The following is a 14,004-nucleotide window of genomic DNA, read 5'->3' on the forward strand; positions in this document are numbered from 1 at the left end:
CGTTTGTAGGGAGCTCAGCGTATCAGCTCAGTATTTCTTTCTCCAAAATAAGCGCGCGCAAGGAATGCAGCAATATAGGTGTACAAGCACTTCCTTCTTCTTCCGTCCAATTCGCTGGTACACGCTCCGTCAATGCTGCCCACACAATTCTCCGATCCGATTCATCGCGAAATCTGCGTACCAAGTTCATCTGTTCCAGCCGACTGATTAAACCTGAGGTCGTACTATAGGAAAGATTAATCGCCTTGCTGATTTCTCCCATTGTTTTCGGGCTGATCGCGATTTGCTCTAGAATGAGAACTTGTTGCCAGGTGATATCACTTGAATCCAAAGCTTGCATGGAAAGCGTGGTAAATACGGTGCTCGTTTCTCTTAGAATCTTCGCTAACTGAAACAGTTCGTTCATAAAAGCCTCCTACCCATTCTCTATTTTTCGGACTATCGTTTGGGGTGTTCCCCTCCATAGATCAAATTGTACTTATACGATTCGTCCCCGAAGTCTATCGGGTAGTCAAATTGTAGAATTTGATTTTATCTATCCAGAGATAGAAGACCGTACACCCGGAGATAGACGACAGCGCATGCTAAAATGAAACTATAATGGGTACGTATACCAAGAAAGGAGGTTGTCTTCTTGAACGCTTCAACTGCATCTTTACGCTCCCGTTTCCTGCTCATTTGTTTTTTTGTATTGATCTCATTTTTTCTCATTCCAAGTGCTTACATTCATGAACCCACCATTCCATTTATCATCTCGATGATCATCACCTTCTGCTACCTGCTGATGTTTCTCAGACCCAAAAAAAATTGGAAACCATTTCAAAAAGACATCGCCATTATCGTTATTGGTACCGTGTCATTTATAAAGGTTCTATATGTAGGGCAAGAAGTCGGTATATCCTTGCCATTGGTGGCATTTATTGGATTCCATATCCTTGAACGCCGAGCATTGTACTACGCGATTTTTTTTGGTGCATGCTCCTTTTCTTACATGTTCTTTCATAAAGACTATATGTTTGAGGAGGTCATCGGCTATGTCGTGACCTATATGGGATGGTATCTCGGGGCACGAGGACTATCTATTCAAAATCAAGCAAAGGAATCGAGTCAGCAGCATCTGAAACAATTGCAAGAGGCGCATGTTGGACTTCAAGAAGCTCATTCTGAGCTTCAAGAGGCCTCTGTGAATACACTTCGTGCCGCTGTCCTTGAGGAGAGGACCCGAATCGCCCGCGATGTTCACGATGCCTTGGGACACAGTCTCACATCCTTAATCGTTCAATTGAATGCTTTGAAATACATGCTGCAAGGAGGACCGAGTGACGCACAGGAGGCTGTCCGAGACATGCTTACGGTATCTAAGCAAAGCCTCGATGATATACGCTCGTCTGTACATACATTGGCTGCAGACAAATCCTCTCTGGGAATCACACCACTGCGTATACTCTTATCACGAGCCCAACAGCATACCGACATCAAAATGCAGCTGATCAGTCCTAATCCAGACATTCCTCTTTCTCAGCAGATGACTATTACGCTTTACCGGATTCTCCAAGAAGCGATTACCAATTCCATACGACATTCTGATGCAACAGAAATTTTCATCACGATTGAAAAAAAGCAAAACTACCTATTCCTGGCCATTTGGGACAATGGGAATATGACAAATCATCATAAAATCAAGCTCGGCTCTGGTTTAACAGGTATCGCAGAACAAACCAAGGAATTAAACGGAGACCTTTCCTATTCCATACGAGAGCCCCACGGCTTTCAAATTGACATCAGCTTTCCGCTTTGATAAACACATAGCGATAATACGGAGGAATGCCAGCATGGAAAATCAAAACAAAAAAGAGACGATTCGTGTGGTACTGGTCGATGACCAAACGATGATCCGCCAAGGATTGGGATATGTCATCAATATGCAGAAGGATATGGAGGTAAGCGGGGAGGCTTCTAATGGGGAAGAAGCCGTGAAGATCGTAGGGGAAATCATTCCTGATGTAGTCTTAATGGATGTACAAATGCCGAATATGTCAGGAATCGATGCAACACGCGAAATCACTCGACTCCATCCTTCGATAAAAGTATTAATCCTCACTACTTTTGACACCTACGATTACATCGTAGACGGTATTCGCGCTGGTGCTGTCGGGTATATGCTAAAGGATTCCGATTCACAGGAGATGTTGGACCTCATTCGCAGGGCCCATCAGGGAGAGGCACTGTTCTACACGGCTACAGCTGCCAAGGCTCTAGCGGAGGTTCTACAATTTCAACAAAAGAATCACGAGCCTGACTCTGATGCCGACTGTGACTCTGCGCTTCCACCCCTTGTCATGTTTGATCAGTTGACCGATCGAGAACGGGACGTACTTGAGCAGCTATCCCACGGTAAACGGAATGATCAAATTGCGCAGCACCTGCTTATCTCAGGTGGAACCGTCAAGACGCATATCCATCGGATTTTGCAGAAAATGGGCGTAGAAGATCGTACACAGGCAGTTGCCAAGGCGATCCGGTATAAAATCGTGAAATAAGGAAGGAAGCGTAAAAGCCCAAGCATTTTACATGCTTGAGCGTTGATGCTGCTTGGAATAGAGTGCAGCTATTCCACACTCCGTCCCTTTTCGATTTCTACTTCCAATAACGGCAATGTTCTGCCCGGGAAAACGGTAGATGCGATTTCTCCTACCCGCTTTGCCCCTCTCGACAAGTAAAACGACTCTGCGTACGGGTCGCTGTGGATGGTGACGACTGGGATATCCAGCTTTTGTGCCACCTCCACCATGTGCTGCCACAGAGCCTTTCCGTAACCTTTTCCAACTGCCTTCGGTTCCATGAACAAATAGCCTAATAGCCACTGCTCTTGCTCTGCATCCTTTTCCAAACTCATGAAGCCTTTGATGCTCCCCTCGTCCTCTAACACATATACTTCCTGCGTCTCGATGTAGGCAGATGATAGCGTCAGGTCGTCGCGACAGGCCTCCATGAATTCATCACTGTACCCCCAATAAGCTTTGGAGCGATAGGCTAGCTCACTCAGTTCACTTGCTTCTTGTCCTTTCCCTCTGCGGATGTTCATCTGAATCCATGCCCTCCTTTGCTACGATTTCCGCTAGTCGTTGTTTGATACCCCCTGTACAAACGCCGCCGTGATAGGCAATCACTGTCTCTATATCGAACTCGAGCAGTTTGCGGATCGATTGCAGAGCTGTCGGTTGATCTGGCGTGAATTCGGGATTGAAGGGCATCAGTACCCCATCTTGTGCTGTGAGGGCGTCTCCTGAAATCAACGTCTTACTGGGAATATGATACAAAGAGATGTGATCTGGGGAATGACCGGGCGTATAAATCACCCGGATACCTCCACAGTAAGGGAGAACATCGCCATCCTGTACGGCATGATCCACTTTTACCGGAGGGGCCAGTACCCCACTTTTGATCAAGGGTGTTTCTCCTGCCAGATACGGAATCGCTACCTCGTGAGCAACCACCTGTACGCTTCCTTCCTTTGCTGCTACTATTTCAGGCAAGCTGCCGATATGATCACGGTCTTGATGGGTAATGATGATTTTCGTCAACTTTTCAAAAGGAATCGCTTCTTGCACCAGTACGTTCTGAATCAGCTCCAATTGTCCAGGGATACCTGTATCCACAAGAATGGCTTCATTCTCATCCCATAGGACTGCGGTGTGGACGACGAATGGATTGCCTCCCGCGTTCATCTCCAGTTTGATCGTTTTGATTCCTTCTGTTTGAGTCAAATCGGACACCTCCACATTTGCTTGAATCTGAATGGTATGAATGATTCCCTAAAAGCAAGGGATAATCCTCTCCCTCCCTGTTTGTCAGTCCACAAAAAATGGGCTTTTAGATGTATGGAAAGAAGGCTTCTTCTTTATAATTTTCCCTTTATTTGGGTTATAATCGAGATATGGCGTGTATATCTCGGTTGAACCCCCACTTAGAACCGATCACGGGTTCTTTTGGATGAACGTGAATTATATCGTAGTCCGGTCCTACATTGTGGTTTATCAAAGGCCATATAAATCACTTTTGGGGGGATAACCAAAATGAACAAAAAAATAATGATTATAGTTTTCCTAGGCTTAATCCTTATCTCTGTTCCAGTTATATATGTTCAAGGAACTTTGTTAAGCTTAGAGAGTCAGGTACGCCAACATCTCATTACCGAGAAAAATATTGATGAGAAAACAATAGTTAGTGTAGATGGCGTTGTTGGGAAGCTTCCGCTCTATAGTGTAGAAGTTATTTTTGCTGATGAACCCGATGTAAAATACTTTTATACTGAAAAAAACGGAAAAATAATAACTTTACATTCAACGCTTAAACCCAAAGGATACGAATACAAACATAATTGAGTCCCCGGACGCTGGTTGGGTCCCGATAATAGGCATTATGAAAGCATACGTCTGAATCCTCAATTTCGGGCGTTTTTGGCTGTTTTCAGGGATTATCCCTTTTCCGATTGCTCTTGTTTTCGACATACAAACGGTCATTGATATCGTACTGCTCATTTAGCGAAAAGCGGTCGTTCAAGGGGGAGCATTTTGGATGCGCTCTTTGACTACACTTAAATTAATTAATTAATTATTTCATCAGTACACGGATTGTCTCCTGCACCGTATCCCGTAAACCATGGTGATACCGTTTTTCGATGAAAGGATCAAGTTGTAAGAAAAACGAGCCTGTTGAATTGCTCCAAAGGCTCGTTTCCGTTCAGGGAGAGAAGTTCGTAATCCCTAATCGCTCTCCTTCAACTCATTCTGTAAGAACATCACCAAGTTATCAGCAATCTTTTCAGCGTACTCACTGACTTGTTGTTTATTCATTATTTCATAGTCTTCTTCATGATCTAACTTGACAATGGGGGTGTTATCTAACGTGTATTCTATCCCTTCTTTGCTTAGGTCAAAGCAGTAGGCATCTCCCAATGAGTTAGATGCAAAAACAATATACTTGTATTTGAATACATCTCTTCCCGGAACTAATTCATAATTTTCTATCAGTACGTCGGCAATTGACCATATCCTTAAATCGCCTAAGTCGAATACTCTGGTTGCATTATATTGAGAAAAATAGTTCGTGAAATCTTCAGGCAAATTGAGTGACTCTAATTTTGCAATCTCTTCTTTTGAGGCTTGTACAAACTCCACACCTGTTATATGGCTAATTGTTGTCATGAGATCCTTCAACATCTGAAATGTCCCTCCTCCTTGACTACATTAAATCAATCAATTATTCATCATACACGGGTTGTCTCCTGCATCATATCCCGTAAACCATGGTGACACCGTTTTTCGATGAAAATCTCTTGGTGGGGGTATCAAGTTATAAGAAAAACGAGCCTCAAGAATCGCTTCTAAGGCTCGCTTCGCGTTTAAGGAGAGATACTCGTATCTCCAAAATTTTTACTGTTTTAACTTTTACAGCAGCCTCAACAAGGACAGCCATTTTTCCCCTCTTACTTTGCTTCCTTCTGACGATAAACTTCCTTCCCTTCAACCAAGGTCAGCACGACTTTCGCATCCTTGATTTGAGTGGCTGGAATTTTAAACAAGTTTTTATCGAGCACGATGAGATCTGCCTTCTTGCCGACTTCGATCGAGCCTGTGATGTCATCCACGTGGTTGGCGTAAGCACCATCAATCGTGAAGCTGGCGATCATTTCTGCAAGCGTTGCACGCTCGTCTGGGTTGGCAATTTTGCTCGGATCGGTTACACCCTCCTCGATCCGGGTAATACCTTGTTGAATGCCGTGCAGTGGATTGAATTCCGGCGTTACGATGTAGTCAGACGAAGAAGCTACATGCACCCCTTTTTTCAGGAAGCTCTTCATCGGGTATTCTTTTTCTGCGCGTTCGTGGCCCAAGTACGGCACTTCGATCTCATCGTAGTACCCCTCTTCCTGCATAAACCAGAATGGCTGCACGATTCCGACTGCACCCAGCTTTTTGAAGCGCTCGATGTCTGTTTCATTGACCAGCTGCAAGTGAACGAGCGAGTGGCGAGCGTCATGCTTGCCATTTTGTTTCTCAGCGAGCTCCATACCGTCTAGTGCAATGCGGGTAGAAGCATCCCCGATGGAATGGACATGCAATTGGAAGCCTGCCTTGTCTACTGCGGCTGCTGTTTGATTGTAAACCTCTGGCTTCCAGATTAATTCTCCGTTTGTTTCCTTATGGACATACGGCTTTTCCAAGTAAGCTGTGGCGCCTTCTACGACTCCATCCAAAAAGATTTTGACGGCGTTCACCTGGAATAACGGATTTTGATTTTGATTACGCTCACGGATTTTTACAAATTCTGCGATCTGCTCAGGTCCTTTTTCTGGATTCGCTGTCAACGCATTACGGAAGCGGATGGTCAGCTTGTCCTCTTTCGCGAGCTCCTCGTACGCTTCCAATACGTTTGGATAGCGCAGCATATCCGGGTCGCGCACTGTCGTTACACCGCGTTCAACGGCTTTTTCCTGGTAGGCTTCAATTCCAGACTTGTATTGCTGCACGGTGTATCCGCCGATTTTTGAAAGCACCAGATTCATTGCGCTTTCCCGCAACGTTCCAGATGGTTCTCCTGTTTTCGGATCACGCTCGATAATGCCGCCCTCAGGGTTTGGCGTGCCCTTCGTGATTCCGGCCAGCTTCAATGCTGCCGAGTTCACCCACAAAGAATGTCCATCATCGGAGGTCAGCGCGATTGGAGTCGTTGGCACGATTTTATCCAATACTTCCTTGCGCGGACCGATACCAGGCACTACCGGATTGCTCCAGCCGCGTCCTTGCAATGCTGGTTCGTTTGGATGGTCTTTTACGAATTTCCCGATGGTCGCAACGTATTCCTCGACAGAGCCTCCGTCAAACAAATCAATGGAGTAAATGAGTCCCGTCGTTTTGCTTGCATGCGTATGACTGTCAATAAAGCCCGGCAATACCATTTGGCCTTTCAGATCGATTACTTTCGTATTCTTGCCGATGTGTGCTTTCGCATATTCATCTGCGCCGACAAAGACGATTTCATCACCGCGAATGGCCACTGCCTCTGCCCAGCTGTCCTTATTGTCCACTGTGTAGACCGCACCGTTCGTTAATACGACATCTGCTGGCTGTTTTGTCCCTTGGGCGGCAAAAGCCGACATCGGGCAGATCAGCGCTGTAGCGAGCAATGCGCTGGTTAATTTTTTCCCAAACACGTTAAAATCCCACCTATCTATTTATCTAAGATGAAAAGAATGCCAAAACTGATTGTAGCATCGCAACTCTGAAAATTCCATGAAGTCCGGTCGAAAAATAGTATTTTTCCCCGATTCATGAGAAATTGATCACATAATGACCACCTGAATTGGTCAAATTGGTAAAAGGTTAATTTGACTCTCCTTCATGAATCGATGTATACTCATAAATGTTTTAGGGGGTAAACATTTAACGCCATATACAATTAAGCAATAAAAACAGGAGAGGGTACGATGCAAAGCCAAGTCAATTTTGAAGAACTTTATATACAACTCCAACGAAAGGTTTCGGCTGAGTCACACAAGCGTTTGGATCCACTCGTATCAGGATCACAAGCGATGCTTTTGCGAATCCTAGATATGAACGGTCCGCAGAAAGCATCTTCTATTGCAGTACGTATGAATATTACCCCCGGAGCCGTTACGAGTCTCGCTGATAAATTGATTGCTTGCGGCTATGCCACGAGAAATCGTGACAGTACGGACCGCCGCGTCGTGCAACTGGACATAACCGATCAAGGAAAAGATATCCTGCGGCAATACAAAGCCGTAGTAAGGAGCACGATTGAACAGTTTTTTGCAGGCGTATCTGATGAAGACAAACAACACTTAGTCCGCATCTATCACCAGGTTCTGAAGAATATAGATCAACAAAGAGAGGAGAATCAAGATTGCAACAGCTGACAGAGAAAAAGAAAGTGACGATTATGATCGCGATTATTACGGCCATGTTTTTCGCCGCGATTAACCAGACCATTATCGGGGTTGCCATGCCGCGTATTATTTCGAAGCTGGGTGGCATGGATTACTATTCGTGGGCGATTACGATTTATTTGCTGACCTCAACCGTCGCTTCTGTGCTGGTTGGGAAGCTCTCCGATATATATGGAAGAAAACCGTTTATTTTGACGGGTATTGCGTTGTTTAGTATCGGAGCCTTGTTATCCGGGTTTTCTACCGATATTTTTCAACTGATTACGTATCGTGGCATTCAAGGGGCGGGTGCCGGGATCATCATGTCCACTGCTTTTACCGCCATGGGTGATCTGTACGAGCCCCGCGAGCGCGCCAAATGGGGCGGAATCATGAGTGCCGTCTTCGGTGTATCCAGTGTGCTTGGTCCTCTGATGGGCGGCTATATCGTCGACCATCTCGACTGGCATTGGGTGTTCTGGATCTTCTTGCCGATTGGCGTAATTGCCTTTCTGTTGATCATGATTCATTTCCCAAAAGTACCGAAGCAAGAAGGAGAGTCTGTGGACTACTTCGGTTCGCTGTTCCTGACACTCACCATCGTACCGATGCTGCTCGCCTTCTCATGGACAGGTAATGGCCCAGGCAAACACGCTTGGGGCTCGTGGCAAATTATTGGTCTGTTTGCCTCCACAATCATTGCGTTGATCGTGTTTATTATGATTGAGAGGAAAGTAAAGACTCCCGTGCTTCCGCTGGGCTTGTTCAAAAACAGTATTTTTACTGTCTCTAATCTGGTCGGATTCTTCCTCAACGCAGGGATGATGGGCGCTATCATTTATGTGCCATTCTTTGTCCAAGGGGTCAAAGGCATCTCTCCGACGATGGCTGGTTATGTAGCGATGCCGATGTCGATTGCCATGCTCGCGACCTCTGCAATCGCCGGACAAATCATGACCAAGACGGGAAAATATAAAAAGATGGCGCTGGGTGGACTTCTCGTCATGACCTTGGGCATGGTGCTGATGTATTTCATGTCGCCAACCACACCGATTTACTTGCTCGTGATCTACATGATCATTCTCGGCTTGGGGATCGGGATTGCGATGCCAGTCTTCTCTTTGACGGTGCAAAATGCAGTCGCACCACAGCAATTGGGTGTTGCTACAGCAACGTCGCAGCTTTTCCGCAACCTCGGTGGGACCATTGGAATTGCTGTCATGGGAACCGTCATGAGTGCTAGCATGACTGCGAAAATGACGCAACTGTCGGGAGCCATGGGTCAGGTGAACAATCCCGCAGCAGCCGATCCTGCCCTGGCAGAGAAACTGTCGCTCTTTACGAATCCACAAAATTTGTTGGATCAGCCGAAAATTGAAGCCGCGCTGGCTAGTTTGCCACCGGATTTACAGCCGCTGTTTACTCACATGCTGGATATGATCCGGGAAGCCATGAGCTATGGGATTACGACTACGTTTTTGACTGGGGCGATTGTAGCAGGCATAGCTGTCATCATCGCACTGTTCCTAAAGGAAATTCCACTGCGTAGTGGGAAAATGGGACAGAAGCCGGAGGGCGAAGCAGGAAAGGCTTAATAGGGAAAAGGAAGAGGGCACTTGTCCTCTTCCTTTTTTTCATGGGGTATGGATTTGCTGTATGAGCCACATGCTACAGCTCTGCTCTTCCCGTTCGGATTGCATAGGCATAATCTCTGCGCCCGTTTTCCTCTGCTTTTCTGGCTGCCTGCTCGAAATCATACGGAACTAATACGTGCTCAACTAACCACGAGCCGCCTTGCTTTTTTACCGTGACGTACTTGGCATGGGGCGTCTTCGATTCCATCGAATGCGGGTACGGCGTTTCTTCAAAATACGCAGACAACCCGACACTCCCCGGATTTACTACGAGCTTCCCATCTGGGAGCCACACGGATTTGGGCACATGAGAGTGTCCGCAAAAAATGACTTTTTGTTGGATACCTGTCAGCTCAATCATTAGCGCATTCGCACTTTTGTCTTCTATTCCGTATGGAGCGACGTTCTCTAATAAATAGACATCATCGGCAAAAGGTGTCCCGTGGCAAAATAAGAGATCATCCTGTGTCCATTGCTTTTGAAACGACCCGATCCAGCTGAGCATTTCTTTTGTAAGCAGTGGTTTCACGTATTGGAAGGTCATTGACTCCATTTGCTCTCCCAGTAAATATCTGTCACAATTACCCATGATGTGGATGATTTCAGCTCGCTCCATCAAGAGCTCTGCTGTTTTGATCGGATCAAGCGGTCCAAATAAGGTATCGCCCAAATTCACAATCGTTTCAATTCCGCGGGAATCTATGTCGTGCAGAACAGCTTCTAATGCAAAGGCGTTGCTGTGTACGTCAGAAATCACCGCGATGGAATGGTTGTTTTGGCTCAAGGTCATATACTCCTTTACAATTGAGGTGCTAGACAGGATGAAAGATACCGCCCCCAAAAGCGCGTTTATTACAAAGGTTAAAGAAATGCTGGATCAATATCACAGCCTCTATGACGGAAATTGTCCGTATGTTTTGAATGAACGATTGACATTGGAGCAAATCGAACAGTTCGAATCCTCGGCTCACATAGTATTACCGCAAGACTACAAAGATTTCCTGCTCTACATCGGAAATGGCGGGAAGCATGCCAAACAGTTTCCCCTGTCCTTGTCACATGCAAATGGGTGCTTGGAAGAAAGCTTACGAAAAACTGTTGGCTTAGAATATATGAGTCTCCCCTTTTCCTTGGACAAATGTAACCGTTGCTTTGACGATGATTTAGACGAAGCAGAAGACGATACGATTACGGACGATGGATATGATCAGATGATTACGGAGGCACTTCACGGTACCATCACCTTACATAACGATGGTTGCGGGTATTTTATTGTCCTGATTGTATCAGGTGAGCTTGCCGGAAAGCTGTACTACATCGATACCTGTAATGGACAGGGTGCGCGTTTCGTCAGTGATTCGTTTGCAGCGTATTATCTCAAATGGCTGAATCAGCAGATGACCCGAAGATTAGCCTATTTGGAACAAAACGACAAATTTGAATGCGTCATTACCGATGTGAAGCTTGGCGGAAATGTTAGGGATTTGCACGTACGCAAGCTGAATAATGACTTTTTGCTTCAGTTTGAATATTTTTGCCCGGGTGATTTCATGCTTGCGGGGGGATATTCAGAGTATACCAAGGTCAATGATCACCTTGTCGTCTCCCTCTACATGGAACATGTATCATTTAGTGCTTTAGATCTGACCCAACTGGATAATAGTATGGAACCATCGCTTAGCCATATTGGAGCTCGCTCCTTGCACGAGGTCATCGGGCGTGTAAACAGATTATTTACACACGATATTGGCGGAAATCACTTCCCACTGTATGTAGAAGGACTGGAGCAAGAAATTTTGATTAAAGGTGTGAAGGATATAGCTGTTTCCGTCGGCGAGGTTTATAAAATTCGAGGACGGTTGAGTGGCGAGGTTTATCGGATTACACGGTAAAATGGAAAGAGGATGCCCTTCTATCAAACGAAGAGAGGCATCCTCTTCCTATGCCATTTTGAAAAATCATGAAAAAGTTTGAGAGGGGTCCCCTCTCTTCATCGTCTATAGTAATGAACAGCAAAACGGTTTTGTCCGTTTTGTTTGACCACAAGCGAAAAACGTCGAGACGTTTTTCACAAAAAGGAAAGCTGCGCAGCACCTTTTTGCAAGGAGGTAACAAACATGCAGGACGATCGAGAGGTCATTGCGGAGGTTCTTCAAGGAAATAAAGAAGCTTATGCTCTGATCGTCAATAAATACAAGGGAAAAATCGCTTCGATTCTCCAGCGCACGCTCCATCATTCTCATGATGCCGAAGACATGGTGCAGGAGGTTTTTATCAAGGCGTACTATAGTCTGCCAGATTATAAACCCAATTGCTCCTTTTCTGCCTGGCTGTATCGAATCGCGATCAATCGCGGGATTGACGAGCTGCGAAAACGAAAGCGGATGCCTTCCGTAACGGAGATCGATGTCGAGATCAAAGACGAATGTCCGATCCCAGAGGAAGATTATCTGGAAAAAGAACAGCGTCATGCTTTGCGACAGCAGATGATGACACTGGACAAGAACCATAGGGCGATTCTCGATTTGCATTATCTCCAGCATTTAAGCTACCGAGAGATCGGCAACAAACTATCTTTGTCCGTAGATACCGTGAGAATGCGCCTTTCCTATGCCAGGAAAAAGCTGCGAGACCAGCTAAGCAAGCCGGAGAAAAAAGGGGGCACCCCGCTTTGAATTGCCTTACGCAAAGACAGCTGATCGCCTACATGGAAGATCGTTTAACGCCAGTGAACAAACGAAATGTCGAAAGTCACCTCGATCATTGCACACACTGCCAGCACCAGCTGGAGCAATGGATCGATGAGCTGCACCAAACAGAAGAAACGATGTGGGAAAACTCCCTCTCACCAAATATGGATCAAAAGATTATTCAGATGCTCTCCCCTCATCCCGTGAGAGTATTGAACCCTGCAACCCCTTCACATCAACCACCCGCGTGGAAACAAAGGAGTATCACGATCATGAAAAGAATGACGCTTGCCGCCGCTGCATTAACCATCGTCGTCTCGGGAGGAATGCTCGTCTCCCCGACCTTTTCTAGTTATGTCCATGCTGCTTTTACGAACAGCCCGATTGGCAAGGCTGATCCTGTAGCACCTGTGAGCAATAGCTTACTAGAAAAATTAGCGGACAAAGGAATTGCTCAAGCAGCCAAGAATGGATTCGCGCAGTCCGTTGATGTAAGTGCGACCGATCAAGGCCTCACTTTTACCGTGCATGAAGTGGTGGCTGACCCGCTGCGTATTAGCATAGCAGCTTCTTTAAAAGACAAGAACGGCAAGGCATTAGACAGCTTTATATCGGAAATGGTGGGTAGATCTAACAAAGAGCCACTTATCATCATCAAAGACAAACAAGGAAACATCCTTATACCCTCTAAGGAAGAAAATGCTCAATACCCCAATAAACAATGGGATCATTCCATGTTTGTCGATAATGGTGTTATGATCTTGGATCGCGAGCTGCGAAGCTATTTTGATGATGTAAACAAGGTGCCAGACGAGCTGATCGTAGAGTTTAACATCAAGCAACTAGATGACATCAAGGGGAACTGGAAGCTGTCCGTACCTGTCGATATGAAAAAAGCAAAAGCAGCAATGAAGACACATGAAATTAACAAAGCCTACACGACCCCACAAGGACTCAAGCTGAACGTCAAACAAATTACGTTTGCGCCAAGCGGAGTGGAGATGGTCATTGATCGAGCCCTTGCTGCTAACGAGAATAACGCATACAGCTATGAGCTGGTGAACGACAAGGGCACAGTGGTCGCTGCTTGGGATTCGACTGCGGTTATTCATGAAGCCAACAAAAGAAGTAATGTGACAAGGGATGTGAAATGGGAGCATACTCAATCCACCGAGAGTGGAGCAAGAGACTTTCATTACTTCTATCCAATCGATGAAAGCCAAAGCCTTACCTTCAAGCTCGGGTCTGTTTATACAGAGGAATCCGCTAAGCTTAACGCCAAGTTGGACACCAATCGCCTCGAAAAGAAAGAAGTCATCACAGTGGAAGACCAGGGAGATCAGTTTACTTTCAAAAAACATCAAAAGGATCCAAACGCGGTCGTTGATTTTGAAGGCTATGACGGGTATCACCGCGTAAATGACGATGGGTCTACCACCAAAGTGGAGGGCTACCACCTGACATTCGAGGCAACTCTCTCTCCAGATACTGCCGCTATGGGTCCATATCAATACTGGACCATTACAGACGAGACTGGGAAAAAGTACGAAGATGGAAACTACTTGATCGACAAGACTGAGTATGAAAATGGCCGGGCGATTTTTGGTGGTTCCATCTTCTTGGAAAACCTCACATCCCTGCCTAAACAACTGATCATTACTTCCGAGAAACGCATGGTTGAACACAAAAATGTGAAGTGGGAAGTACCGATTTACGACGGAAAATAAGAGAC

The 14,004-nt window shown here is 45.8% G+C and carries 14 protein-coding genes; 8 read left to right on the plus strand and 6 right to left on the minus strand.

Translation table 11 applies throughout. The annotated features are described in order from the left end of the window. Positions 1-22 precede the first annotated feature (22 nt). A complete protein-coding gene (locus tag HP401_RS17065) occupies positions 23-406 on the minus strand; it encodes a MarR family winged helix-turn-helix transcriptional regulator (RefSeq protein WP_173605837.1) in 384 nt (127 codons plus the stop codon). A gap of 228 nt (positions 407-634) precedes the next feature. Here HP401_RS17065 and HP401_RS17070 point away from each other — a divergent pair, with 228 nt between their 5' ends. Together HP401_RS17070 and HP401_RS17075 are read left to right on the plus strand one after the other, a co-directional pair. Next, positions 635-1,798: a sensor histidine kinase gene (locus HP401_RS17070; RefSeq protein ID WP_173605838.1), complete on the plus strand. Its 1,164-nt coding sequence runs from the start codon at positions 635-637 to the stop codon at positions 1,796-1,798. A gap of 34 nt (positions 1,799-1,832) precedes the next feature. Next, positions 1,833-2,540 carry a response regulator transcription factor gene (locus HP401_RS17075; RefSeq protein ID WP_173605839.1) on the plus strand — a complete coding sequence of 236 codons (708 nt, stop codon included), beginning with the start codon at positions 1,833-1,835 and terminating at the stop codon, positions 2,538-2,540. Between the two features lie 68 nt (positions 2,541-2,608). Here HP401_RS17075 and HP401_RS17080 read toward each other — a convergent pair whose 3' ends face one another. Together HP401_RS17080 and HP401_RS17085 are read right to left on the minus strand one after the other, a co-directional pair. Next, positions 2,609-3,085: a GNAT family N-acetyltransferase gene (locus tag HP401_RS17080; protein ID WP_173605840.1), complete on the minus strand. Its 477-nt coding sequence runs from the start codon at positions 3,083-3,085 to the stop codon at positions 2,609-2,611. Then, positions 3,048-3,767 carry an MBL fold metallo-hydrolase gene (locus tag HP401_RS17085; protein ID WP_173605841.1) on the minus strand — a complete coding sequence of 240 codons (720 nt, stop codon included), beginning with the start codon at positions 3,765-3,767 and terminating at the stop codon, positions 3,048-3,050. Before HP401_RS17085 ends, HP401_RS17080 begins: the two co-directional genes overlap by 38 nt. A 309-nt stretch (positions 3,768-4,076) precedes the next feature. Here HP401_RS17085 and HP401_RS17090 point away from each other — a divergent pair, with 309 nt between their 5' ends. Further along, the gene (locus HP401_RS17090; protein WP_173605842.1) at positions 4,077-4,385 is read left to right on the plus strand and encodes a DUF3139 domain-containing protein; all 309 of its coding nucleotides are present in this window, start codon (positions 4,077-4,079) and stop codon (positions 4,383-4,385) included. A 381-nt stretch (positions 4,386-4,766) separates the two neighbouring features. Here HP401_RS17090 and HP401_RS17095 read toward each other — a convergent pair whose 3' ends face one another. Together HP401_RS17095 and HP401_RS17100 are read right to left on the minus strand one after the other, a co-directional pair. Beyond that, a complete protein-coding gene (locus HP401_RS17095; protein WP_173605843.1) occupies positions 4,767-5,222 on the minus strand; it encodes an SMI1/KNR4 family protein in 456 nt (151 codons plus the stop codon). Between the two features lie 266 nt (positions 5,223-5,488). Further along, the gene (locus HP401_RS17100) at positions 5,489-7,216 is read right to left on the minus strand and encodes an amidohydrolase (protein WP_173605844.1); all 1,728 of its coding nucleotides are present in this window, start codon (positions 7,214-7,216) and stop codon (positions 5,489-5,491) included. A gap of 273 nt (positions 7,217-7,489) precedes the next feature. Here HP401_RS17100 and HP401_RS17105 point away from each other — a divergent pair, with 273 nt between their 5' ends. Both HP401_RS17105 and HP401_RS17110 read left to right on the plus strand, forming a co-directional pair. Then, a complete protein-coding gene (locus HP401_RS17105; protein ID WP_217366122.1) occupies positions 7,490-7,939 on the plus strand; it encodes a MarR family winged helix-turn-helix transcriptional regulator in 450 nt (149 codons plus the stop codon). Then, complete coding sequence (locus HP401_RS17110; RefSeq protein WP_173605845.1) at positions 7,927-9,543, plus strand: DHA2 family efflux MFS transporter permease subunit; 1,617 nt, start codon at positions 7,927-7,929, stop codon at positions 9,541-9,543. Before HP401_RS17105 ends, HP401_RS17110 begins: the two co-directional genes overlap by 13 nt. Before the next feature lie 73 nt (positions 9,544-9,616). Here the strand turns inward: HP401_RS17110 and HP401_RS17115 are convergent, their stop codons facing one another. After that, on the minus strand, positions 9,617-10,372 hold the full coding sequence (locus HP401_RS17115) for a metallophosphoesterase family protein (RefSeq protein WP_173605846.1): 756 nt from the start codon (positions 10,370-10,372) through the stop codon (positions 9,617-9,619). 31 nt (positions 10,373-10,403) lie between these two features. Here HP401_RS17115 and HP401_RS17120 point away from each other — a divergent pair, with 31 nt between their 5' ends. The 3 genes from HP401_RS17120 (at position 10,404) to HP401_RS17130 (ending at position 13,999) form a co-directional block, all read left to right on the plus strand. Next, positions 10,404-11,474, plus strand: a complete 1,071-nt coding sequence (locus tag HP401_RS17120; RefSeq protein WP_173605847.1) for an SMI1/KNR4 family protein — start codon at positions 10,404-10,406, stop codon at positions 11,472-11,474. 225 nt (positions 11,475-11,699) lie between these two features. Next, entirely contained in the window at positions 11,700-12,257 is a 558-nt protein-coding gene (locus HP401_RS17125) for an RNA polymerase sigma factor (protein ID WP_173605848.1), read from the plus strand. Beyond that, positions 12,254-13,999 (plus strand): DUF4179 domain-containing protein, encoded by a 1,746-nt coding sequence (locus HP401_RS17130; protein ID WP_173605849.1) that lies wholly within the window; start codon positions 12,254-12,256, stop codon positions 13,997-13,999. The genes HP401_RS17125 and HP401_RS17130 overlap by 4 nt, the downstream gene beginning before the upstream one ends. Positions 14,000-14,004 lie beyond the last annotated feature (5 nt).

Origin of the sequence: Brevibacillus sp. HB2.2, assembly GCF_013284275.1 — a bacterium.
Classification (GTDB): domain Bacteria; phylum Bacillota; class Bacilli; order Brevibacillales; family Brevibacillaceae; genus Brevibacillus; species Brevibacillus brevis_D.